Source organism: Chelatococcus caeni (assembly GCF_014196925.1).
Classification (GTDB): Bacteria; Pseudomonadota; Alphaproteobacteria; order Rhizobiales; family Beijerinckiaceae; genus Chelatococcus_A; species Chelatococcus_A caeni.
Genome location: NZ_JACIEN010000001.1, coordinates 18,205 through 39,852, shown reverse-complemented (window position 1 = coordinate 39,852; position 21,648 = coordinate 18,205). Strand labels below are relative to the sequence as shown.

Genomic DNA, 21,648 nt, shown 5'->3' with positions numbered 1-21,648 from the left:
ACAGGGATTTAGGGCCAGTCGCCTGTTGAAAATCATTGGCGAATGGGGCATGCTGATGGGAGCATGTGTCCCCAATTTGTCCCCGCGCGTCCCCGAGGCCCCGCCATGCCCACCATCGAAAAGCGTGTCCGCAGCGACAACGGCGATACCTATTATCGCGTCCGCGTGCGGGTGCGCGGGCTCCCCGAGAAGCAGAAGACCTTCAAGCGCCTGACGGACGCGAAGTTGTGGGCGCAACAGACGGAAGCGGCCATCCGGCGCGGCGAAGTCCAGAACGTCGTCCCTGCCGCGAAGGGCAAGACGCTGGCCGACGTGATCGAGCGCTACAAGAAGCGGGTGCTGCCGCACCGGGCGGAAAGCACGCAACGGGCGGCGGTGACCTATCTCGCCCATTGGGAGAAGGCGCTCGGCGCCTATGGGCTGACCTACATCACGGCCGATCTGATCGAAGCGGAGCTTGAGAAGCTGGCCGCTGCCGGGGACACGCGGCGCAAGAGCGATGAAGGCGAACCGGCTGGTAAGCCGAAGAGCCGCAAGACGATCAAGCACTACCGGGACACGCTGGCGCTGCTGATGAAGCACGCCAAGGCGTGGGGCTGGGCGACCCAGAACCCCATGGAGGGGGTGACGCCGATCACCAACATTCGGGATGAGCGCACGCGGTTTCTGAGCGACGCGGAACGCGCCGTCCTGCTCGACGCCTGCAAGGCGAGCGACAACGATCAGCTGTTCAACATCGTGGTGTTCGCGCTTTCGACCGGCGCGCGGAAGAGCGAAATCCTCGGCCTGACGCTGGCCGATGTAGACCTCCAGCGTGGCTCGGCGATCTTTCGGGACACGAAGAACGGGGACACGCGGGCCGCTCCTCTCGCCCGCCATCTGCGCGACCTGCTGACCGGACAGGTGGCGAAGGCCGAAGCCCTTTATGCCGCCCTGCCCCATGCGCCAAAGACGCGTTGGCTGTTCCCGCGCGCGGATGGGGTGCTGCCCATCGACATCCGCACCGCCTGGGAAAACGCCCGCGACAAGGCGGGGCTGGTGGATTTCCGCTTCCATGACCTGCGGCACTCGACGGCAAGCTATCTGGCCATGAAGGGCGCGAGCCTGGTGGAGATTGCGGAGGTGCTTGGTCACCGCACGCTTCAGATGGTGCGCCGCTACGCGCACCTGTCCGAAAGCCACGTCAAAGGGCTCGTGGAGAGCCTCGGCGAGGACATCTTCGAGGGCGCGGCGGACGGCACGCGACCTGCGAAGGAATTGAACCGGGGCGGAAGTTCGGTCATAAGGAAGGTTCCTGCTCCTTTATAGGCCCCGAACCATGAGGTAACCCATGGTTGACTACAGGGACCTGGCGACCGTGAAGCAGGTAGCGGCGGAAGCGCCGTTCATCACGGAAGCCACGCTGCGCTGGTGGATATTCCATGCGGAGACGAATGGATTGAAGCCCGCGCTGCTGAAGATCGGTGGCCGGGTCTATATCGACCGCGCCGAATTCAACAAGTGGCTGGAGGGCCAGCGTCTGGCTCCCAAGCCGTTGAAGCCCGCGGCCTGACACGGCCTTGATCGACGACTGAAACCCCGCCGGAAGGCGGGGTTTCTTTCAGGCAGCGTTGTCGCTGCTCTCTTCAGCTTCCTCGATGATCACTCCTTCGAGCAATTCCCGATGCTTCTCTTGGAGATAAGCAAGCGCTTGCCCATCATCGACCCGGTGTTCGAGCGCGTCTTTGATGAATTGCAGTCGCGCAAGGTTCTCCTCGATGATCTCGGACCAAGTCTTAATGCCAACGGAGACGCGGGCGCGCCTTGAAATCAGGCGACGCTGAGGATCAGGCCCGCCCTCAATGCGCGCAGCCACCTCCTCGTTGTATTCGTCCGACACAAGCCAGAAGTGCCATTTCAAGCCTTGGACGCCATTGAATCGCGCGTCTTTCTCGACGGCAAGGGCGTAACCCTCGATCTGGTTCATGTCTTTCGCGCTCAGGACGACCTTTGGGGCTTTCAGCTCAATAACCAGGTGCTCAATATCGTTCGCGCGGTGCCGCCGCTGTGAGCGAGAGAGCATGAGGTCAACGATTCCCCGGCTTTTTCCGATTACACTGACAGGTTCGTCGATGACGATGTCGGGGTCTAGTTTCGCCTTGTGCGCCTTGAGGACGTTTGTGAGCTCCTTGTCGCTTGCCCAGAGATGATACTCCTCGCCGAACACCCAGGTATTCTGCTCAAGGATTTTGTGGAGCTGCGACCGCTCCTTCAGCTTCTTCTTGGCATCGTAGTCGAAAAGGATGAACCGAAGAGCGTCAATAAACTTGAGCCTGTCTGCGACCAACTTTGCAGCGCTGATGACACCGGACAGATCGGTTTCATCAAGCAGTTCCGCTAATTCTTTTTGCTTACGCTTAGGGAGCTTCAGGACTTCGTCGAGAATGCGCTGAAGCTCAGCAGGACTCTTTTCGATGGCGTTGCGAAGTAGGCGAAGATGAAGAGCCGTCTGCTTCGGAGAGGCATCGCCAAAGTCGGGAGAAGCTTCCTGCACGGTCACCGCCACAATGTCGAAGATGCTGCGCTCGGCTTGTTCAAGGTGCGATGCCGGTTCGCCCTCAAACGGGTAAAGATTCTTCTCTTTCCATTCATCAACCACGACTTTCGCCCGGGCGGCTGCGCGTTCGCGGAACAACTCCTTGATCTTGCGCTTCGCCTCATCGACGCTGATTTGTAGCGTTGGCAGCATTTCGGCCAAGTCGAGTTGTCCGTTCTGATGCAGCTCTTCGATGGCCGTGGATTTGAGGTAAGCAGAGAAGTGAAAATCACCGACGTGGAATCGGCTATCGACTTGCGACAGAGGAAAGCCTTTGGCGTTGCAGAGATAAAGCGCGCGCCGTGTCGCCCGACGCCATTCGATAATTTCGAGGGAAACTGGATGCTCGACCCCATTCTCATCGACGTAAGGTGCTAGCTCGAATGTCCATTGCTCGCGGATCGCCAAGGCCGGATCTATTTTTTCGCCACAGTACTCGATGGCGACATCGCGGTAGTCCTTAAGGTATATGGCGAAGACTTCCGCGAGGTCTTGGATGGCATTCTCGGGCTTGAGCGACGTGAACTGGCGCTTTAACTCCGACAGAGTGACGATCACGCCGGATTTTGCGCCGGGCATATCCGTCTCGTCCGATATGCGGACGCGCGAGATTTCTCGTTCGAGTATGGTGATTTCGAATCTCTTTGGTGTTCCAGCCTTGTCATATACCACCGTCCAATCAACGGTCTGGGCGAGCGCGAATGACTTGAAGCGCCCTCGCCCCTCCTGTCCATGAAGCATACGCTTGAGTTTTTTGGTTTGCATGGCGGTTCGCTTCCATGAGCCGCCAAGGCTCCGGAACAGGTCGGGCGCTTCATCGCGCGGCAGGCCATGGCCGTTGTCGCGGACGTAAATCTTGGACAGGCCACCGAGAGCGTCATACTCAAGCTCAACGGATACTTCGGTTGCATCCGCGTCGAGCGAGTTCCACAAAAGTTCCGACAACGCTTGGATCGGCTGAGCCTTGGCTTGCCGCTCGATGAAGTCGTCTTTGACTTCGACGTTGTACTCCTGTGTGGTCATTGGTCAGCCCTCTGAACCAAGTCAGTCAGCTTCTTCGCTGTTTGCAGCTTGGCAAAAGTGGTGTACCGCGGCCCCTGCATCGCCCCCTGCGGAGCGTCGGCGTAAGGGATCGGGCCGATAGCCTTTGCCGGTTCGGAGAATACCAGCTTGTACTTGCCGCCTTCACCATAGGGTTCGATCCGGGAAACCGGCGCGTAGTGGGTGATGGCCGAGACTGGCTGCGTCTGGTAGCCTGCGATGTATTTGATCTTGTCGAGCATCCCGCCCGAGATGCGGACGGCGTACCAACAATCCTCGCCAAGGAAGACCTTCTCGAAGCCCTCCTTCTGTGCGGGCACGATGATGGTGTCGGGCTTCGCGCTCTTGGGCTGCGGCACGACGGTCGGGTCAACGGCCTGCGGCACCGCGACGGCCTTCGGTATCTCGAAGGCCCGGAGCCCCACGAGCGGGAGAATTTGAAGAATTTCCTTCAGGAAGGCACGTGTATCGGCTTTCTCGGCTTCGCTCAGGGCCGGTTCCTGCGGAGAGTTGCCATTGTCGAGATGGCAGCGCTTCGCCTCGTTGGCCCGCTTGACCAGCGCGTATTCCAGCCAGGTAACATGGGCGCGATTGAGCCCGCCGCTGTTGGATACGAACACCGCCCCCCAATCCCAGAAGTCCTTGCCGGTGTAGTGGGACTCGATCCGCCCGCGCACGCCGTCGGCCTGACCGATGTAAAGGGTGGGAAGATCGTCGTCCTGGGTGCTGTAACCGACGAGGATGTAGATGCCGGTACGTTGCAGCTCCTGCCGCTGGCGAACCTCCAGCCACTTGGCGCGCGGGAAGACAAGGCCCAACCCGGTCCAGTTCATGCGGTCGATCAGGCGAACGCCTTCCGGATCGCCGTCGGGCACAAAAATGCGGATGGTGAAGGGATCAGCCATCGTTCACCTTCAGATTTGCGGGCAGCTTGGCCTTCCACTCGCTCATCAGGATCAGCGTGCCCTCGACCGTCTCGCCGTCGTTCTTCACAAGCTCCAGCTCGCCGGCCGGGACGTAGTCATCCCATTCGAAGTTGTCCGAGAGAAAAGTCAGGACTTCCCGCTTGTAGGCCGTGTCGAGATTGTCGAGCTGGTCGCCCTTGGTTTCGAGCACGGTGATGCGCTTGGCGCTTCCCTCGCCCTTAACAGCGAAGATGAAGTCCGGGTAGATTTTGGCCTTCCGCCACCCCTGAATGCCGTATTGGGTCCGGGCGACGTTCCGGTGCCACCACGCCAGCGCCCTTTCGCCGTCGAGATAGACGGCCACGTCGCGTTCATCGGTGTTTAACTCGGCCTCGTACACGGGGGCAAACAGGCTCTTCTCCAGCGGCCCGCCTGTCTTGCTGAGAAGCTGGCGGGCGTTCTCCGGCTCGGTGGTCTCCACGCTGAACGGCATCCGCCAATTCCGTCCATCGAGACGAAGGCGGAACTGGATGCGCCCGGCGGCAACTTCGGCTTTGAAGAGCGCTTCGGCGCGGGCATGGCGCGCGGCATCGAGTCCCTTGCGCAGCTCTTCGACGATCAGGCTTGCCAGCGTGCCCATCTTCCCGTCGTCGAAGCCCCGCGCCCGCAGCCCGTCCAGGAGCCGACCAACTATCTCGCGGCCGACGAAGGGGTTTGGCACGATGTCGGACACCATGCGCACCGCATGGGCAGGGTCGAAGGCGAGAGTTTCGGAATTCTCCGCGACGGTCTCCCCGACGAACAACTCGTCGCCGTCATCGGCAAGCCGGATGCGCTGAAGCTGGCTTTCAGCTGCCTGCGCGTTCTCGGGAATGCGCGCCACGATGGCCTTGGGATCAAAGCCGCGCCAGTCGATGGCGGACAGGACGTCCGTCTCGTAGTCCAGCTCCCGCGCTGCGCCTTCCTCCACGATCATGACCTTGGGCAGATAGATGTCCGTCTTGGCGAAGGCCGGGCGGCGGTCGATCTTCCGGCTCACCTTGCCACTACCATTGCCCTCGCCCTGCGCAACCTGAAGGACCAGGTCGCCAAGCCCGTCCTGCTCCAGCCCTTCCTTGATGGCGCCCACTACATCGGCGGTGGCGGCGTGATGGGTGATGACGTGGCATTCGTCGAGCGTCTCGATTCCGGTCTTCATGGCGTGAGGCTGACGCAGGATGCGACCGACGAGCTGGGTCATGGCCTTCAGGTTGGTGCTCGCGGCAAGGCCGCAGAGCACATAGGCGAAGGGGCAATCCCAGCCTTCCTGAAGCGCCTGCTTGGTGATGATGACGCGCACCCGGTTGGTGGGTGCCAGAAGGTCCTGGTTCTCGGGGTCGTTCAGGTCGTTCTGCTGCGCCGTCTTGATGGCGATCTCGGCTGCGTCGAAGCCAGCCGTCAGAAGCCAGTCCTTCACGTCCTCGGCATGGATATGGCCGCTTTCGCGCTGATCCGCGCCGGTGCGCTCGACCTGGATCAGCATGATCGGGCGGATGTAGCGGTTGGTCTCCGACCGGAGCTTGCGCGCATCTGCGTCCAGCGCGTTGAGCTTGGCGAGCGCCGCGTTGAGCGTCGCCTTCCAGTCGTTTCCCTGCCTCGGATCGAGGTTGAGGGGCATCTTGATCATTCCCTCGCGATCCAGCTCGCGCCCCGTCACCTCGACAAGGACGTTGGCATAGCGGCCCGGCTTGGGAGTCTTTCCGCCCTTGGGCTGCACGTCCTGCGGCGTCGCCGTCAGCTCCAGCACGAAGCACGGGTTGAAGCCGTAGAGCGTGCGGAAGGCGAGGTCGGAAATCGCGCGGTGCCCTTCGTCCAGCACGACGACAGGCCGGATGATCCGCAGCGCATTCCCGAGCGAGTCCTTCACCATCGGGAACATGCCGGTATAGGCGGACAGGTTCGGCGTGCGGTCGAGCGCAGCCTTGTGGGCCTGCTGCTCGCCTTCGGCCGGGAAGAAACCGTGCACGTCGCCCCGGTCCTGGAACATCTTCAGCGAGTCCTGGTTCTCGCGGTTCGAGGATTGGAGCATCAGGAGCATGACGCAGAGGTTCGTTTCCACGTCGCGGGCATCGAGGCGGTCCGTCTTCTCCAAGATCCGCACCCGGCCAGCGGCGGCGCGGTCGAGTGCCTGCCGGTAAGGGTGCTGGCGGTCCTTCAGCCGCTTGAGGGTCTGGGTGTAGATCGCTTCGTTCGGCACGATCCACAGAACGAAGCCGGTATTGCGGTCGAGATAGCGGCCCATGATCCGCGACACGCCGGTCACGGCAAGCCAGGTCTTGCCGCCGCCGGTCGGCACTTTCAGGACAACATTGGGCACCGGCCGATTGCATCCGTCCAGCCGTTCGGAGAACGGGATGGCGGCGCGCGAGGCGGGCAACTTGCCGTCGGCCTTGAGCGCCTCCCACGCCTCCTTGGCGAAGTCTGGGATCGGAAGCTTCAGGTGCGGCTTCAGCGCCGCAAGCTCTGCGACCTCGTCCGCCTCTTTCTTCTTCGCCTTCAGAAGGTCGAGATAGGCGTCGAGCGTGTTCAGCACACGGTCCTGATAGTCGAGCTGGCGGAACATGGCGCTCAGCTCCGGTCGATTCGGTAGAGGGCGAAGGGCAGCGGCACGAACTCCACAGGGATGTTCTGCTCGGCCAGCATCTTCTGGCTGACATAGCGGGCCGGGGCGAAGACCAGGTGCCGCTTGTCCGCGTCGGTGGCGGCAAACGCCTTGGCGCGCGACAGGGTCAGCGCGGCCTCCGGCGACTTCAGCCATTCCAGATCGGGCTTGTAGATCAGCCAGACATGCTGGCCTTCGGTCGCCCCAAGGTAGAAGTCTTCCTCGCGCACGGCGACGGGGTCGAGCGCCTGGTTGGTCGCCATATGGAACAGCGCCGCGCCAAGTCCGGCGTAGGGCGGCAGCGTCTCGCCGCTCAGAACCTTGTCCAGCTCCACGGGGTCGCCAAGGGTGCAATAGGTGAAGGTGCCGCCGAGGCCCTCGGCACGCTCGGTCACGGTTTTCTCACCGGTGACGATCAGCTCGCCGTCCTTCACTTCCTTCTTGATCCGGTCGTATTCGTGGCCGTGCAGATTCTCGATAGCTTCGACCTTACGCACCAGCTCGGCATTGTTGCTGAGCACACGCCAGTTCAGCCGCTCTCGCAGAAGTTCTGTCTTTTGCGTGCCCTTGAAGTCATAGCCGTTGATGACGCGCCGGACGCGCTCTGCCGTCAGACGGTCGGCATAGTCTTCCATTTCCACAAGAATGAAGCGGCGATTGCCACTGTCGCGTTCATTGGCAGCCAATGTCGCATGAGCTGTGGATGCGGAACCGGCGAAGCTATCGAGGATCAAAGAGTTTTCGTGCGTCGCAACTTCTAAGACGCGGCCAATCAGGCTGGTCGGCTTGGGCGTGATTGTTGCGTCACGCGATTCTATGTCTGGAAGAATCTGGAGGAGCTCTTTTCTCGCAAGGTCGGTATGACCGGCAAATTCCCAATCCCATAGCGTGCCAGGCACAATTTTGCCGCCATCTTTCAAAAGATGACGGTAGCGCTTGAACGCTGGCGTGCTGGATTTGCCATCGGCTCCCCACCATACGAGCCCATTCGCTTCGTTTTCAGCATGCGCTTCCGGACCATAACCCCATACGCGCGTTCGGTTGGGCCAACATTCCTCGCCCGTGCTTGGATTCGTAATTGGATAGTAAAGGTTCGGACGCTCATCGGCATTCTTGTTGCAGGTATAGTCACTTACCCGAAAGACACCTTTCTCGTCCTCAAACCGGTATGCGGCATCTTTGCCTTCGGTTCGCTCCAGCTTGTTACGAACCCACTCAGATTTTGAGTAAACCAACAAGTGATCATGCATCGGGGCGATACCCGTATGATCAGCAGCTACAGTATATTTCTTTTGCCAGATTATGTTGGCGTCAAACCCGGCCTCTCCAAAAATTTCGTCGAGCATCAACTTCGCACGTTGCGCTTCATTGTCATCCAATGTGATCCACAAGCTGCCATTTTCTGCGAGAAGCTCGAAGAGCAAGCGCAGCCGCGGCCACATCATGGCGCACCATTTGTCATGGCGCAGACCGTCTTCAATGCCGATAGGATTGGCTTCCAGCCACTCCCTGATCATCGGGCCGTTGACGTTATCGTTGTAGGCCCAGCCCTCGTTGCCGGTATTGTAAGGAGGGTCGATGAAGATGCAGTCCACCTTGCCCGCGTAGAGCGGCAGCAGCGCCTTCAGGGCGTGCAGATTGTCGCCATGGATGATCAGGTTGCCGTCGAACGAAACCGGTCCGATACCCTTGTCCGCGTGCGGCACGAGCGGGCGGAAGGGCACGGCCAGATGGTGGTTGTAGACAAATTCCTTACCCTTGAAATTCAGATCGGTCATTCCCGCCCCTCGGTATTCGTTTCCCGCGGAGAAGCATCGTCGGCCTTGTTCCGCTCCTTTGCCGCGTCGCGCTCGATCATCAGGCGCAACCCCTCGCGAATGACTTCGCTGGCGTTGTTGTAGAGACCGGACTCCACCTTGCGTCGGACGAACTCTTCGAGCTGTGGCGTGAGCGACACGTTCATGCAAGGCCCTCCCCTGACCGGATCAGGATCGGTCGAGCCACAGGGATTGTCAATCTTTGTTATCGAGGCCGGATGCGAGAAGCCGCGATATCGTCGAACGGTGAACGCCGAACGTCCTCGCGATCTCCGCCTGCGTTTGCCCCTCAGCGATCCAACGGATCGCCTTGCGGCGCTGATCCCTGTTGATGGAGCGGCGGCGGCCGAGCCGCTGTCCCTGCGCCTTCGCATGGGCCAATCCCGCGCGGGTACGCTCGCGGATCATCTCCCGCTCGAACTCCGCCACGCTGCCGAGCATCTGCATCATCATGCGGCCTGCCGGCGTCGTGGTGTCGATGGCCTCAGTGAGCGAACGGAACCCGGCACCGGCCTTTTCGAGCCGATCCATGATGCGGAGAAGGTCCATGAGGGAACGGGAGAGACGGTCGAGTTTCCAGACGATGACAATGTCGCCCTGTCCGACGGTATCCAGCAGTTTCTGAAGAGCTGGGCGGTCAAAGCGCCCTCCGGACGCAGCGTCCTCGAAAATTGTCTCGGCTCCCGCCGCCTTCAGCACAGCAACCTGTGCGGCCGTGTCCTGGCCTTCAGCTTTCGAGACGCGGGCATAGCCGTAGATCAAACGCCAGGTTTACTCCCACAATTTGGCAACATGTATTCGCAACAGAATTACAAAATATCATCATCGACTTCGGAAGTGTTGCGAAAACGGTCGAATTTGCATCGATCCCATTTCGACATGCAAGTCTCGATGATCTCCCTATTCGACCAAACCTCTTGGACCTTCAAATTGATCTAGACTAGAAATTCAAGAATCGTATGACTATCATCATCGTCAAGCATGACAGAGCTGGCGATGACATAAGAAAGCCGATGCAAGAGAACACAGGAATGTAAGAAAAACTTGTGTTTTGCTGAAATGCCTCGGCCAAGTCCTCTAATTCATTAAGAATGAATCTCAAAAAAAGAACATATGTTAGTATGCCTGAAATGATAGAGGCCACAATGAATTGCGCCAGAAGCATGCCAATATCGTTTGAACTCAATTTGTCGCTTGCGACATAGTGAAAAACCTGAAAGAGCCCGCACCACTTTGCGGAAGCGTATAGATGATGTGATACCTTTGACAGTCTTTGGGCAACACAAACCTCGTAGCAAATACCGTTGATAACTGACTTTATAACATCCATAATTTATAAAAACCTCGGAGGCATTTTCGATGAATTATTTTCTTAAGCGCGCCAAATCGACCCTTGGCTATACAATAGATCAAACAATTCTTATTGTAGCAGTAATAGCCATTCTAATAACAATGATTATTGCATCTGTGGGGTGGGATTTGCTTACACGCGCAGGTGGCACGAAACTCTCTTCCCACCTAAAGCAGATGGAGACTGCAAATGGTCAGTTCTTCGGGAAGCATGGTGTTTGGCCGCATCAGGCAACTAATGACAGCGACAACCCATTCAATGCACTGATAAACAGAGCGGTACTGGAGCCCCCCTACGCCAGTGGGTTTGAAAACCTCTTGCCTTCTTACCCGACCGCCGAGCACCAGTTTGGTGGCGGTGGACCAGTGTATTACAGATATCAAGGCGACGAGTACACGCTTGCTGACCAAGCCTACATCGTTTTTGAGCTTGAGAGTGTGCCGAGAGGTGAGGCCGAGCGTGCTGATAGGGATATCGATGGGGTTCCCGGCGCCGAGGAAGGTCGCTTCCAATACGCCGGCGAAGGCAATACGGTAACCGTCCGATATTTTGCGAATATTCTTAACTGATAATGGCCCCGCAGAGCGGGGCCATTTTTCATTATCAATCCTGAGTCAGGGCTTTGAAATGAGCTTCGATATATGTTGGTTCCGGAATCAGCATAGCCGACTGAGCGAAATTTTTGGTGGCACAAATGGTGGCATGTTAGACCCTCCTAGACACCTTACGCTCGATATGTACCGAATGCGACGGCCGCCTTCTTCCCTCTCGGACCATTGAATTTCTTGACGCTGAGGGTTCGCAGCATAATGAAAGGCTTCAGGTTCTGAGGCGGGCGATAACGCACTACAGCAGTGGTCCTCCGGCAGCCCAAGAAGGCGCATCAAGCCTTTCATGGAGTCCACATCCCCTCCGTTGACGGTACCACCCACAATGGCGTTTGTATCCGCCACCACGGATGCGCCGTACCCGTTGGCGGGCACAACATCCACGTTGGACGGCGGGTAGAAGACCTTGGTGTCGTAGTTGACCTCGTTAGACAAGACGGCATTGTTATATTGCGCTTGGGCGTACCGGTCGAGCGCGGCTATAATCCGCTCCATACGGGTGATAGTCTCGTCGTATCGCTTCTGTTTCATTTCTTGGTCTGTAAATCTTATGGCGATGTCATCCCCCGCAGCTTGGAATGAGACGTAACCATCCAAATCATTCCATTCAGCAGTTTCTATTTGTCGGCCTTCTCCACCAGAAACAACGGTAGCGTAGAAAAATTCTACCGTGCCTTCTCGATAAACCTTGGCGTGTGAGGCGACGGTATAGACTCTATCTTGATTCCAACTGTCCTTCAGTATCCCCTGTGGCGATAAATTGGTGTAGGCCGCAAGCTCCTCGTACCAATTGTTGGCATCCGGTAGAACCAGGTTATCATTTGCATAAGCATACATTGCCTTCTGTATCTCTCGAAGTGCGAGCCGTTCTTGCTCGATACTCTGCCTTCGAAAGAATGAGACGATGTCTGGAAACGCCATAGTCGTCATTATCGCCATAACAGCGACAATAAGTATTACTTCTGGTAATGTAAATCCATGCTTAAGCTGAGGGTGTGATGTAGATATTTTGATTGCCATAATGACTGCATCCTGATTGTTCTCCGAATTTATGTGGTTCAGCATTAGTTATTCGGTAGACGGCGCCGTTCTCGCTACGGTATCTTCACAGCCTCCAGCGCGGCGGCCGTATCCTCAAAACCACTCCGCCGCGCCTCATCGGCCAGATACCGGATGCACCAAGCCAACCTGTCGGCTTCGATGCGGGAGCCCAGTTCACCGGCCTGTGGCGGCGAGGCCGGCCATTCGGTGTCACATGTCATGCCGCTACCCTTCCCTGATCGATCTCGTCCAGGTTCGCGATGGTAGGACCCGCCGCGCCTGCGCGGTGGCGGACTCGCGAAAGGCATTCGGGCGATACCTCCAGCCATTCGGCAGCCGCGGTATCTGTGCCAGTCTCCATCGTTCCGCCCAGGCGGACGGGATTCCATCCGGCATGGCGCATGATCGGCTCCATGCGGATGTCGGACACCGACACATAGGCGCGGAGCCCGGTGAACAGGCCGAACTCCAGCATCCCGGCCATGAGCACGGCCGCGATGTTGCCCGGCGCCGTGGCCTGGTCGGCACAGAAGCGGGTGCTCTCCCAGATGTCGTGCGCGCGCGGCATCTCGCCATCGACCAACTCCGGGAACACGTCGGCCAGCAAATAAGGTCCTGTCGTCGGCAGAAGCCGGGTACAGGCGTTCACGCGGCCGTCGGGGGCGTAGTGAACAAGGTAATGCGCCTCTGGCAGGTCGAACTGGTCGAGCTCCAACCCGTTGACGACGGTGACACTCCAACCAAGCCGCTCGCTGAAGACCGCGCGGCGAAGCTGGTGCATGGATGCAAGCGCATCCCAGTGCAGGTGCGCGTTCTCATTTGAAATGACGTGAAGCAATGACTTTCCTCCCAATTTGTTTGGGAGCATTGAGCCAGAGAAAGACGCGCCTGCCATCCTGTCAACCTCCACAGGTTACTGGCGAGTAAAGCGCTATCAGGGGGAGATCATGCCTTCCATGATCGCTTTCATCACGGCGTGATAGACGTTCGCTACGCCCATCTTGGCGCGGACGTTGGCAAGGTGGAAATAGACTGTGCGTTCCGATATCCCGAGTATCTGCGCGGTCTGCCATGCCGACTTGCCGGCCGCGTTCCAGAGCAGGCATTCCCGCTCGCGCGGCGTCAGGCTGACGGTGGTGCGCCCCATGCGGCCGAGCGCGAGCAGCTCGCGGGCATGATTGTGGAAAGCCAGCGAGAGCAGATGCACATCCTGCCCAACGGTTGACATCAATCGGTCGAGACCGGGCGCGCCATGGTCAGAAACCATGGACGCCATCGCCAACGCGCCGCGCGCGCCGTGGATGGGGATGCCCACGCCTTCCCCAACTCCGAACTCGGCGGCTTCTGCGAACAGGCGCCGTTGTTCCGGCGACGGCTCGATGCCGAATGACATGGCGCTCCAGGTAAAGGGGGCGACCTGCAACGGTCCATTCTGGATCACCGGATCGATGCGGTGATAGCCGTTGTCGATGTAGTGGTTGTACCAGGCATCGGAGAAGGTCGTGAGGATAAGCGGCTTCTCGTCCGGTAGCGCGTCGGTGCGTATGACCTGGTAGGCCCATTCCCGGAATCCGAGGTCCCAGAGCGCCTTCGAGAAGGCAGCTTCGAGGGACGCCACGTCCTCCACATGGCGTATCTGGTCAAGGAAGGCGATGACGGTCGGCCGAATGCGCGACTCCTCCAAACATTGTATTTTACCAATACTTATGCGCTTAGACAAAAATGCGTGAAATAACGATTTCCATATGTCATGATTTCATCAAATCGTCCTTTCAACAAAAACAACAACGAGAAAGATCGAACATGACTCTCTTCATTGGAATCGTCTCTCAGAAAGGTGGCGTCGGCAAAAGCACGCTGGCGCGGCTCATCGCCCGCGAATACGCCCTTGCGGGTTGGAACGTGAAGATCGCGGACCTCGATATCCAGCAAGGCACGAGCTTCAGTTGGCAGGCGCGTCGCCTTCAGCGCAGCGTCGAGCCAGTGGTCGCGGTCGAGCGCTTCGGCACCGTCGGCCAGGCCGTGAAGGCGGCAGCCGGATACGACCTGATGATCCTCGACGGGCCGCCGCACGCCACCATGGGCACGCTTCAGATCGCCGAAGCCAGCACGCTCGTCGTGCTGCCCACCGGGCTTGCCCTGGACGACCTCGAACCGACCGTCCTGCTGGCGCATGAGCTGACCCGGAAAGGAATACCGGCCGAGAAGATCGTCGTGGCCTTCTGCCGCGTCGGCGACAGCGAGGGCGAATTGGCCGAGGCCAGCGCCTATGTGCGTCAGGCGGGATACCGTTCTTTGGCCAACGTCCTGCCCGAGAAGACCGGGTTCCGTCGCGCCAGCGACGAAGGTCGCGCCCCAACAGAAACGCGCTTCCCGTCCCTCAACGAGCGGGCCGAAGCCATCGCCCAGGAGATCGCCGAGCTGATGCAGGCGAGCAGCAACAGGGAGGCCGCCTGAGATGACGAAGATTCTGCCGCCCCAGAGGACGAGCAAGGGCCTGCCGCCCGCCCCGGTTCAGGTCGTGCATAACCTCGATCGCGCCGAGGCGGGTGCAATGAAGCCGCTCAACTTCAAGGTCAGCCCAGAGTTCCACCGCGAGTTCAAGGCCTATGCGGCCATGCACGGCGTTTCGATGCTGGATTTGCTGAAGGAGGGATACGATCTAGTGAAACAGCGGCGCGGATAAAGAAATAACGAAATCGCTATATAGGTATTTCTTCCGAAAATACAAGCTGTGAAGGTTGACAGGTTTTCCTGCAAAACCTCGATGCCAATATCTGTATCAGGAAGGCGTTGCCGACCCCTCATTGGCAAAGTCGTCAACTGGGAATGCGACGAACGGGGTCGGCAACACTTCCATTATTGTCTCAAACGATACGAATTACCACACGTCAGCCAATGTAATTTTTCGCCGCCCCATAAACCCTTGGCAAAGTCAACTACCAAGGGAATGCACCATGGGGCATTTATGTCTTCTGTGGCGTCTCGTCAGGCTTGTCCTCATCGAGCTGCCAATCTGCCTGCTCATCGCAGCGCTCATCTGGACCATCATCGACAATCTGACCATCGGCGCCGACCGGCTGGTGGTACTGGGCACGACGGGAGCCGCCGCCTTCGCGGCGATCCTCTTCTTCGCCTATCGTCTCTCGCGCAAGCCGTCCGATGCCCACGGCTCGGCAGCTTTTGCGACGACGGGCGACATCCGCCGCGCCGGGCTGCGCTCGCGCGGCGTGATCCTGGGCAAGAAGGGCGGGCGCTTCATCCGTTTCGAGCGGCCGGGCCACTTGCTCACGTTTGCGCCGACGCGCTCGGGCAAGGGGATCGGCGTCGTCATCCCCAACTTGCTCGATCATCCGGGCTCGGTGGTGGTGACCGACATCAAGGGCGAGAACTACCGCATCACCGCGCGGCATCGCGGTGCGCTCGGGCCGGTACATGCCTTCGCGCCCTTCGATCCCGGCATCGAGAGCGCCTCCTACAACGCCGTCGAGTTCATCCGCGCGGGCACGGTCAACGATGTGGACGACGCGCGGCTGATCGCCGAGATGATCGTCGCTCCCGAAGGCCACGAGCCGAACCACTGGGAGCAAGAGGCCCGCGTGCTGGTCACCGGCCTGCTGCTCCACATCGCGCTCGACATGCCGCCCCACCGGCGCAACCTGCGCGAACTCCGCGTCCTCCTGATGCGCTCGCGCGAGAAGTTCGACGCTGTGCTCGCCTGCATGGGCGACAGCAAGCACCCCATTGTCCAGCGCATCGCCGACGGCTTCTCGCAGAAGGAGGCCAAGGAGCGGTCGGCCGTCGTCTCGACGGCCCAGACGCGCACGGCGGTGTTCGACAGCCCGCAGCTCGCGACGATCACCAACCATTCGACCTTCCGGCTCGAAGACCTGAAGAACGGCGTCATGTCGATCTTCCTGATCGTCCCGCCGGAATATGCGACGGTCTACCAGCCGTTCCTGCGGCTCATGGTCGGGCTGACCACGGCGGCCATGACCCGCAACAAGCGTGTGCCTCGGCATCCGGTACTCTTCCTGCTGGACGAGCTGCCGACGCTCGGCTCGATGCGCCCGATCGAGGACGGCATCGGCTACCTCGCGGGCTACGGCGCGCATCTGTGGCTGTTCGTCCAGGACCTCGACCAGCTCCAGAGCACCTACCGCAAATGGCGATCGATGATCGCCAACTGCGCAGTGCGGCAAGCCTTCAACGTGCAGGACAGCGACACGGCGCAGCTCCTCTCCGCCATGCTGGGCAAGCGCACGATCCCCGTCACCAGTGGCGGCAAGAGCGGGCGGCTGCCGTTCCTCACCTTCGCTTCGACCTACAGCGAGCACCAGAGCGAGATCGGCCGTCCGCTTCTGGCGCCGTCCGAGATCATGCTGCTGCCGGAAAGCTGTCAGCTGCTTTTCGTGCAGGGCTGCCGGCCGATCCTGGCGCAGAAGCTCCGCTACTTCGAGGAACGCGCCTTCAAGGGCCGCTGGTCGCCGTGGCGGATGGAAGCGGCCGAGGATGACCCCGGTGCGCTCATCTCCGCTGACATGATGAAATAACGAAAGGACGAAAGGATGAAACCGTTCAATCACGATATCGGCGGGTATGCCTTCCTTGGCCTGCTTGTCGCCACGGTCTGGGCCATTCCGCTCGCTGCGTTCCTTCATCGCGACGCGCATGGAAACGCGATGGAGTTGCCGCGATGCGACGAAGCGCGTTCGCTCGATCAGGTGCGAGAGGCGCTCGACGCTCAGAGCGGCCAAACCGTTCTCGGCCTCTATGACGCAACGGAACTGCGGCGCGGCGCCATCGGGGATTACCGGCGCTGCATCGCCACGGTGGTGACCACCGCCGGGGAGGCACAGATCGGCTTCGCCATCGGCTGGCACGATCGCCGGAACGCTATCCCGTTCTGGACCGGCGACGGGCTTCCCCCGTCGCTGCCGGACAGGGCAAACCATTGACATTCCCAAGTGCAGTAATTACATTGTGATTACATAGGAGGACTTGGCCATGAAAGTGAACCTGATCCCAATCGGCAATTCCAAGGGCGTGCGGATTCCCAGCTCGGTCATCAAGGAATGCGGCTTCGGCGACCAGATCGAGATGCGCGTCGAGCACGGCATCGTCGTGCTGGCGCCCGCCCGCCGCACCAGAGATGGCTGGGACGGCGCGTTCGCGAGGATGGCCGCGACCAAGGACGACGCCCCGCTCGTCCCCGACACGATGGAGCATGACTGGGACAAGGAGGAATGGGAGTGGTAGCCGATGTCCGACGCTATGATGTGTATCTGGTGAACCTCGACCCGACGCTGGGCTCGGAGATCCAAAAGACCCGGCCTTGCCTGGTTATCTCGCCGGACGAGATGAACCGGCACATCCGCACGGTCATCATCGCCCCCATGACCTCCGCGCGGCGGGACTACCCGACCCGCGTCGACGTCACCTTCCAACGGAAGAAGGGACAGGTCGTCCTCGACCAGATACGGACGGTGGACAAGGCGCGCCTTGTCAAGCACCTCGGGCGCCTGCCGGAGCCCCGTTGCCGCGAAGTCGCCGACCTGCTCCAGCAGATGTTCGCCTACGAGTAATCGATCACGGAACGCGTGCCGCGGCCAACGGTTTACGTCATTCCTCGGAAGGCTATGGCTGACGGAAGCCCCAGCCCCGCTCCCCGTACAGCGCGCAGATCGCGCCGATCAGCGCATTTGCCTGCGACAAGCTGAATACCTCCGGCTCGAAACCGCCCGCCCAATCCACCATCTCCCGATGTTCGGGGTGATCGGGGTCGGCCAGAGCGTCCAGAAATTCAGGATAGCGATAGACGCCGCCGCAGTCCTCCGGCGGACAGGCGCGCTCTCCGGCGATGCAGCGCGGCGAGAAATGGCGCACAGAGGCGGGAGCGGCGATATCCTCGACCGTGACCAGATGCCTCCAATCATCGCCGAAATCGTAGACGTAGAGAAACTCCATTTTCTTCGTGAGGATTTTCGCCAGCGTTTGCTTCCGCTCGTCCGCATAACCGTCCTCCGGCCCGACTTTGTCGTTCTCCGGCACCTCGAACCGCTTTCCGCCGATCTCGAACATGTGCAGGTGGTAGTCCTGCCAGCCGATGGCACCTTGCAGGACGGCATGAAGCTCCCGCAACGTCAGCGTGGCCGGAACAATGATGCGGCGCCAGATTTCCGGCTCGATGCCCTCGATCCGAACCTTGAGCTGAACTGCCGTGTTCGCGGCGGCGGGCTTCTTCTTGCTGAGCATACGCGGCTCCCCCTCTGTTATCGACATCGCCTGTATCGGTTTTCAAAGCATTCGCCGAAACGCCGCGAACACCAACGATCAGTATTTGTCGAAGAGATCGAGGTCGAGCCCGAACGCCCGGCCTCGCTCGCGCTTGCGCTCCCTTTCAAGGCGCTTTTCCTTCGCCACGCGCCAGGCGCGGTGCAACTGCTCGCGCCGATCGTCGGCGAGACGGCTGCGCTCGATCGCTCTCTCCGTCACCCGCGACAGCGCGCGTGCCCGCGCCTTGATCTTCTCCAGCATGGTCTCCCGCAGCATCTGCGGTGAGCCTGCGACATGCTGGAGAAGCTCGTATTCGCGCACGGCGAGCTTCACCCGCTGCCGCGCCCGTTCGATCTCGGCGCGGGTATGCTCCAGCCGGTTCTTGGCGTCGCGCCAGCGCTGGCGGCGCTCGACGATGTAGCGGAAGTAGCGCTTCGCCTCCCGCCGGTCGGCCGTGCGGGTGTCGCCCAACCGGATGCCCCGCACCGCGCCGAGGATGAACGGGTCCTTCTCGATCATCCGCTCGGCGTCGCGGATGCCGAACTTCTCCTCCAGGTCATCCCATATCGCGCGGGCCTTGGCGGCGTCCCGGTAGACCTTGACCAGAATCTCGTCGAGGCTACGGCTACGCTTTCCAAGCCACGCCTCGTCCCGGTGCACCTGCTTCTCGTTGAAGGCTTGCTGGCGTTCGGCATAGCGCACCTTGCCGGCGGCCGAGCGGTAGGACGCCTCGATCTGGCTCCAGTAGCGGAACTCCATGTCCGCATGGTCGAAGCGCCGCACGGCGGCCTCGGCCGAACCGCGATCGGGCTCCTCGTCGAACATCCCCTCCACCGTCCGCCGTTCGGCCGGGGCCATGCCGCTGGTGTCGGGGGCGCGATTCTCCTTGCCCCGCTCCCGCTCGGCGACGCGGGCGGCGCGGCGGGCCATGTGGTCGTCGAAGCTCTCGCCATAACGCTCCTCCAGGACATGGAAGCGGACGCCCTTGCCCATGTCGGAGAGCTTGGCGAAGCGCTCGCCGTCGGTGAGCACCAGGCCCTGCCCCTTGCGCTCCATGGTGATGCCCTTTGCCGCAAGCCGTTCGGCCAGGTCATCCCAATCGCGGGCGCGGATGAAGTCGTCCTTCAGACGGCGGCGCAGGTCGGTGACGGCAGCCTTCTCGAAGGGGCGCTGCGCCTCGCGTTCCTCGCGCCGGGCGCGCCAGTATTCGGCATCGGTCGGGGCCGGGCCGAAATCTTCCAACACCTCGCGGCCGAGCTGGCGCTCGTACTCGCGGTTGCGCAGGATGTTGAGCCCGTGTTCGCGCGCGAGTTCCTGCACGATGCCGGTCAGCCGCCGCCCGTCCTGATGCCGGTCGTAGGCGATGTGCTTCGTCGGGTGCACCCGGTTGACCAGAAAATGCAGGTGGGGGTGGTCGGTGTCGGTGTGGGAATAGACGAGGAGCTGGTGCTCGGTGAGCCCCATCCGCTCGATGACCTGCTGCGCCACGCGGCGCTTCAGCTCCGGCGTCACCTTGCCTGCCGCCGCGTCGTCGGGGTCGAAGGTAACGATGAAATGGTAGGCTGGCTGGCGGCATCGCGCCGACTTCTGGGCGGTGGCATCCATGACGGCCGCCGCCGAGCGCGGATCGTCGGTGTGCAGGTTGCGCCGCTCGACAAACTCCACCCGTTCGGGGGACAATCCCTTAACCCGCCCAGCGAGGTAGAGGGCGGAGGCCCGGAAGCTTTCGGGCTGACGGGCGGGCACCTTAAAGCGCATCCGGCCCCTCTTCCGGATCGGGCGCTCGGCTGCCCGCCTTAGGCGACTGCTTTACCGCCCGGTGGATCGGCTCCAGAACGCGGCGGAGGATGGAGAGGGTCTCCTCGACCTGAGCCGCGTCCAGCGGCTTGCCCATGTTGGCGCGCCGCGCCATGGCGTTGACCATGTGCCCGGCGCCGTTGATCGCCTCCAGGTGCACCTCGATGAGGGGTGTCATCTCGTGGCGGTCGGTCACCCGCTCGACCAGCTCGCCGCCGACATAACGCGCCCATTGCGCGTAAGTCGCCTCGCCGGTGGCGTCCTCAAGCTGGGAGAGGTTCGTGGCGATGGACGACAGCTCGTAGAGCAGCGCCGCCATGACCCGGTCCTTGACCGGCTTCGGCTTCGGCCGCCGCCCTGTCAGGGTGGCGCGGGCATAGTCGGCGAGCGTGACGCCGGCCTCGGCCGCGCGGCGCCGCAGGTCGTACATCTCGGTCGGAGAGAGCCGAAGGTTGAGGGTCTCAGAGCGCTTGCGCTGGGGATCGAGGGTTGGCCGTGCCATGGCTCAGATGCTCCCTGTCCCGGTCGCCTCGCAGAGCAAGATGAGTGTCGCTTGAGACCCCGTCAGGGGGTCGAATGCGGGCGCTGTTGGGTGGAAGAAACTCCCGTCAGGCCGGACGGCGAAGCCGCGGCCGGTGTCGGGGCGGCATCCTCGACGCAGGAGTTTTTGTAACACAACATCCATCTTGCCTCCCCCCTGTGACACGAAAACCCTCCCCCGCTTATGGGGTCGGTCCACAGGGTGGAGTGAATTCGGACTGACAGGTCAGACACTTAATGCCAGTGATGGACAACGCGATACTAACCGCAATCGCCCTTTTCCACAAGCCACAACACCTGCCAACGGCCACCAACACAATGTCGCCGCCGAAACCCGGCACAGCGCCAGCGGGCGGACGGAGGCGCGTCAGCGTCGTCTCGGCCGCCCGAACACTGCCGGCGGACAGGCATGCGAAAACCCCGCCGGGTCGCACCGACGGGGTTCGCTCGGGCCGCCGTCGGTCAGGCGGCGTGGAACCAGTGCTCGCGCGCGTCGAACGGCCGGCGGGCGTCGATGATGCTCATGACGCAGCCGTTCGGGCTGAGGCCGCGCTCGAAGGCGGCGAGCACCGTGGCGTAGTCGTCGTCGGCCAGGTCGGCGCCGGTCTCGATAAGGTGCAGGTCCTCCACGGTGATCAGGAACTCGTCCCAGGTCAGCTCGTAGTCGGTGTCGATGGTGTGCAGGGTGTTCATGATTTGCCTCCTTCCGTTACTGTGGCCGCGACCGCGGCCTTCCATGGGCAACGTGAGGCGTCGGCAAGGGCGGCCAGCCGCACCCGAAGGGCGAAGCGCAGCGGCAGACGGCGAGGCCCGTCTTTCTTGGAGCGCAGCGACCGCGAGGAAGGCGCCAGCGGCGCCGGGGAAGAAAGTCGGGCAGCGCCGTTGCGGCGGACGCCGCCGACGCCAGTTTGCCCAGTTGGAAGGCCCGCATCGGTCGTGTGCCTCGGAAGGTGGCAAGCCCGCCCTGCATGCCTGACCGCCGACCCGCTGACCGTGAGGATGTCAGCCGCCGGGGTGACCTTCGCCTTCATAAGACCATGTCGGCCGACCGACGCC

At 61.1% G+C, this 21,648-nt stretch carries 22 protein-coding genes; 9 read left to right on the top strand and 13 right to left on the bottom strand.

The features are described 5' to 3' along the window. Window positions 1–105 precede the first annotated feature (105 nt). Together GGR16_RS00225 and GGR16_RS00220 are read left to right on the top strand one after the other, a co-directional pair. Window positions 106–1,308, top strand: a complete 1,203-nt coding sequence (locus GGR16_RS00225) for a tyrosine-type recombinase/integrase (protein WP_210289391.1) — start codon at window positions 106–108, stop codon at window positions 1,306–1,308. 22 nt (window positions 1,309–1,330) lie between these two features. Further along, entirely contained in the window at window positions 1,331–1,552 is a 222-nt protein-coding gene (locus GGR16_RS00220; RefSeq protein WP_071923379.1) for a helix-turn-helix domain-containing protein, read from the top strand. 48 nt (window positions 1,553–1,600) lie between these two features. Here the strand turns inward: GGR16_RS00220 and GGR16_RS00215 are convergent, their stop codons facing one another. Genes GGR16_RS00215 through GGR16_RS00190 form a run of 6 tightly spaced genes read right to left on the bottom strand, consistent with a single transcriptional unit; the run spans window position 1,601 to window position 9,741 of the window. Further along, window positions 1,601–3,598 (bottom strand): ATP-binding protein, encoded by a 1,998-nt coding sequence (locus tag GGR16_RS00215; RefSeq protein WP_183315339.1) that lies wholly within the window; start codon window positions 3,596–3,598, stop codon window positions 1,601–1,603. After that, on the bottom strand, window positions 3,595–4,521 hold the full coding sequence (locus tag GGR16_RS00210) for a GIY-YIG nuclease family protein (protein WP_183315338.1): 927 nt from the start codon (window positions 4,519–4,521) through the stop codon (window positions 3,595–3,597). The genes GGR16_RS00215 and GGR16_RS00210 overlap by 4 nt, the downstream gene beginning before the upstream one ends. Continuing rightward, a complete protein-coding gene (locus GGR16_RS00205) occupies window positions 4,514–7,123 on the bottom strand; it encodes a DEAD/DEAH box helicase (protein WP_183315337.1) in 2,610 nt (869 codons plus the stop codon). Before GGR16_RS00205 ends, GGR16_RS00210 begins: the two co-directional genes overlap by 8 nt. Before the next feature lie 5 nt (window positions 7,124–7,128). Beyond that, window positions 7,129–8,940: a site-specific DNA-methyltransferase gene (locus GGR16_RS00200; protein ID WP_183315336.1), complete on the bottom strand. Its 1,812-nt coding sequence runs from the start codon at window positions 8,938–8,940 to the stop codon at window positions 7,129–7,131. After that, entirely contained in the window at window positions 8,937–9,125 is a 189-nt protein-coding gene (locus tag GGR16_RS00195) for a type II toxin-antitoxin system ParD family antitoxin (protein WP_183315335.1), read from the bottom strand. Before GGR16_RS00195 ends, GGR16_RS00200 begins: the two co-directional genes overlap by 4 nt. A 49-nt stretch (window positions 9,126–9,174) precedes the next feature. Then, a complete protein-coding gene (locus GGR16_RS00190) occupies window positions 9,175–9,741 on the bottom strand; it encodes a recombinase family protein (protein WP_183315334.1) in 567 nt (188 codons plus the stop codon). Window positions 9,742–10,338: 597 nt separating this feature from the next. Between GGR16_RS00190 and GGR16_RS00185 the strand changes: the two genes are divergently transcribed. Further along, entirely contained in the window at window positions 10,339–10,899 is a 561-nt protein-coding gene (locus tag GGR16_RS00185) for a hypothetical protein (protein ID WP_183315333.1), read from the top strand. An 87-nt stretch (window positions 10,900–10,986) separates the two neighbouring features. On the opposite strand, the gene GGR16_RS00180 is transcribed toward GGR16_RS00185, so the two are convergent. The 3 genes from GGR16_RS00180 to GGR16_RS00170 all read right to left on the bottom strand — a co-directional run bounded on the left by GGR16_RS00180 (window position 10,987) and on the right by GGR16_RS00170 (window position 13,663). Beyond that, on the bottom strand, window positions 10,987–12,003 hold the full coding sequence (locus GGR16_RS00180) for a type II secretion system protein (protein WP_183315332.1): 1,017 nt from the start codon (window positions 12,001–12,003) through the stop codon (window positions 10,987–10,989). Between the two features lie 193 nt (window positions 12,004–12,196). Next, window positions 12,197–12,817 (bottom strand): acyl-homoserine-lactone synthase, encoded by a 621-nt coding sequence (locus tag GGR16_RS00175; protein WP_210289390.1) that lies wholly within the window; start codon window positions 12,815–12,817, stop codon window positions 12,197–12,199. A 96-nt stretch (window positions 12,818–12,913) separates the two neighbouring features. Further along, the gene (locus GGR16_RS00170) at window positions 12,914–13,663 is read right to left on the bottom strand and encodes a helix-turn-helix transcriptional regulator (protein WP_210289389.1); all 750 of its coding nucleotides are present in this window, start codon (window positions 13,661–13,663) and stop codon (window positions 12,914–12,916) included. Between the two features lie 119 nt (window positions 13,664–13,782). On the opposite strand from GGR16_RS00170, the gene GGR16_RS00165 reads away from it, so the two are divergent. The 6 genes from GGR16_RS00165 to GGR16_RS00140 all read left to right on the top strand — a co-directional run bounded on the left by GGR16_RS00165 (window position 13,783) and on the right by GGR16_RS00140 (window position 17,564). After that, window positions 13,783–14,436 carry a ParA family protein gene (locus GGR16_RS00165; RefSeq protein WP_183315331.1) on the top strand — a complete coding sequence of 218 codons (654 nt, stop codon included), beginning with the start codon at window positions 13,783–13,785 and terminating at the stop codon, window positions 14,434–14,436. A 1-nt stretch (window position 14,437) separates the two neighbouring features. Beyond that, window positions 14,438–14,665, top strand: coding sequence for a type II toxin-antitoxin system HicB family antitoxin (locus GGR16_RS00160; RefSeq protein WP_183315330.1), 228 nt, complete (start codon window positions 14,438–14,440; stop codon window positions 14,663–14,665). 271 nt (window positions 14,666–14,936) lie between these two features. Continuing rightward, window positions 14,937–16,532 carry a type IV secretory system conjugative DNA transfer family protein gene (locus tag GGR16_RS00155; RefSeq protein ID WP_183315329.1) on the top strand — a complete coding sequence of 532 codons (1,596 nt, stop codon included), beginning with the start codon at window positions 14,937–14,939 and terminating at the stop codon, window positions 16,530–16,532. Window positions 16,533–16,547: 15 nt separating this feature from the next. Next, the gene (locus tag GGR16_RS00150; RefSeq protein ID WP_183315328.1) at window positions 16,548–16,937 is read left to right on the top strand and encodes a hypothetical protein; all 390 of its coding nucleotides are present in this window, start codon (window positions 16,548–16,550) and stop codon (window positions 16,935–16,937) included. A 49-nt stretch (window positions 16,938–16,986) separates the two neighbouring features. Beyond that, entirely contained in the window at window positions 16,987–17,238 is a 252-nt protein-coding gene (locus tag GGR16_RS00145; protein ID WP_183315327.1) for an AbrB/MazE/SpoVT family DNA-binding domain-containing protein, read from the top strand. Then, window positions 17,232–17,564 carry a type II toxin-antitoxin system PemK/MazF family toxin gene (locus GGR16_RS00140; protein WP_343059466.1) on the top strand — a complete coding sequence of 111 codons (333 nt, stop codon included), beginning with the start codon at window positions 17,232–17,234 and terminating at the stop codon, window positions 17,562–17,564. Before GGR16_RS00145 ends, GGR16_RS00140 begins: the two co-directional genes overlap by 7 nt. Before the next feature lie 52 nt (window positions 17,565–17,616). On the opposite strand, the gene GGR16_RS00135 is transcribed toward GGR16_RS00140, so the two are convergent. From GGR16_RS00135 to GGR16_RS00120, 4 genes are all read right to left on the bottom strand, one after another. After that, on the bottom strand, window positions 17,617–18,234 hold the full coding sequence (locus GGR16_RS00135; RefSeq protein ID WP_183315325.1) for a plasmid pRiA4b ORF-3 family protein: 618 nt from the start codon (window positions 18,232–18,234) through the stop codon (window positions 17,617–17,619). Window positions 18,235–18,312: 78 nt separating this feature from the next. Continuing rightward, window positions 18,313–19,935: a relaxase/mobilization nuclease domain-containing protein gene (locus tag GGR16_RS00130; protein ID WP_210289388.1), complete on the bottom strand. Its 1,623-nt coding sequence runs from the start codon at window positions 19,933–19,935 to the stop codon at window positions 18,313–18,315. 67 nt (window positions 19,936–20,002) lie between these two features. Further along, complete coding sequence (locus GGR16_RS00125) at window positions 20,003–20,554, bottom strand: plasmid mobilization protein (RefSeq protein ID WP_210289387.1); 552 nt, start codon at window positions 20,552–20,554, stop codon at window positions 20,003–20,005. Between the two features lie 500 nt (window positions 20,555–21,054). Then, the gene (locus tag GGR16_RS00120) at window positions 21,055–21,285 is read right to left on the bottom strand and encodes a hypothetical protein (RefSeq protein ID WP_071923249.1); all 231 of its coding nucleotides are present in this window, start codon (window positions 21,283–21,285) and stop codon (window positions 21,055–21,057) included. Window positions 21,286–21,648: the final 363 nt, after the last annotated feature.

Excerpts from the sequence above, each read along its gene's own strand:
- GGR16_RS00225 (WP_210289391.1), top strand. The coding sequence starts at position 106 with ATGCCCACCATCGAAAAGCGTGTCCGCAGCGACAACGGCGATACCTAT.
- GGR16_RS00220 (WP_071923379.1), top strand. The coding sequence starts at position 1,331 with ATGGTTGACTACAGGGACCTGGCGACCGTGAAGCAGGTAGCGGCGGAA.
- GGR16_RS00215 (WP_183315339.1), bottom strand. The coding sequence starts at position 3,598 with ATGACCACACAGGAGTACAACGTCGAAGTCAAAGACGACTTCATCGAG.
- GGR16_RS00210 (WP_183315338.1), bottom strand. The coding sequence starts at position 4,521 with ATGGCTGATCCCTTCACCATCCGCATTTTTGTGCCCGACGGCGATCCG.
- GGR16_RS00205 (WP_183315337.1), bottom strand. The coding sequence starts at position 7,123 with ATGTTCCGCCAGCTCGACTATCAGGACCGTGTGCTGAACACGCTCGAC.
- GGR16_RS00200 (WP_183315336.1), bottom strand. The coding sequence starts at position 8,940 with ATGACCGATCTGAATTTCAAGGGTAAGGAATTTGTCTACAACCACCAT.
- GGR16_RS00195 (WP_183315335.1), bottom strand. The coding sequence starts at position 9,125 with ATGAACGTGTCGCTCACGCCACAGCTCGAAGAGTTCGTCCGACGCAAG.
- GGR16_RS00185 (WP_183315333.1), top strand. The coding sequence starts at position 10,339 with ATGAATTATTTTCTTAAGCGCGCCAAATCGACCCTTGGCTATACAATA.
- GGR16_RS00180 (WP_183315332.1), bottom strand. The coding sequence starts at position 12,003 with ATGCTGAACCACATAAATTCGGAGAACAATCAGGATGCAGTCATTATG.
- GGR16_RS00165 (WP_183315331.1), top strand. The coding sequence starts at position 13,783 with ATGACTCTCTTCATTGGAATCGTCTCTCAGAAAGGTGGCGTCGGCAAA.
- GGR16_RS00160 (WP_183315330.1), top strand. The coding sequence starts at position 14,438 with ATGACGAAGATTCTGCCGCCCCAGAGGACGAGCAAGGGCCTGCCGCCC.
- GGR16_RS00155 (WP_183315329.1), top strand. The coding sequence starts at position 14,937 with ATGGGGCATTTATGTCTTCTGTGGCGTCTCGTCAGGCTTGTCCTCATC.
- GGR16_RS00150 (WP_183315328.1), top strand. The coding sequence starts at position 16,548 with ATGAAACCGTTCAATCACGATATCGGCGGGTATGCCTTCCTTGGCCTG.
- GGR16_RS00145 (WP_183315327.1), top strand. The coding sequence starts at position 16,987 with ATGAAAGTGAACCTGATCCCAATCGGCAATTCCAAGGGCGTGCGGATT.
- GGR16_RS00135 (WP_183315325.1), bottom strand. The coding sequence starts at position 18,234 with ATGCTCAGCAAGAAGAAGCCCGCCGCCGCGAACACGGCAGTTCAGCTC.
- GGR16_RS00125 (WP_210289387.1), bottom strand. The coding sequence starts at position 20,554 with ATGGCACGGCCAACCCTCGATCCCCAGCGCAAGCGCTCTGAGACCCTC.
- GGR16_RS00120 (WP_071923249.1), bottom strand. The coding sequence starts at position 21,285 with ATGAACACCCTGCACACCATCGACACCGACTACGAGCTGACCTGGGAC.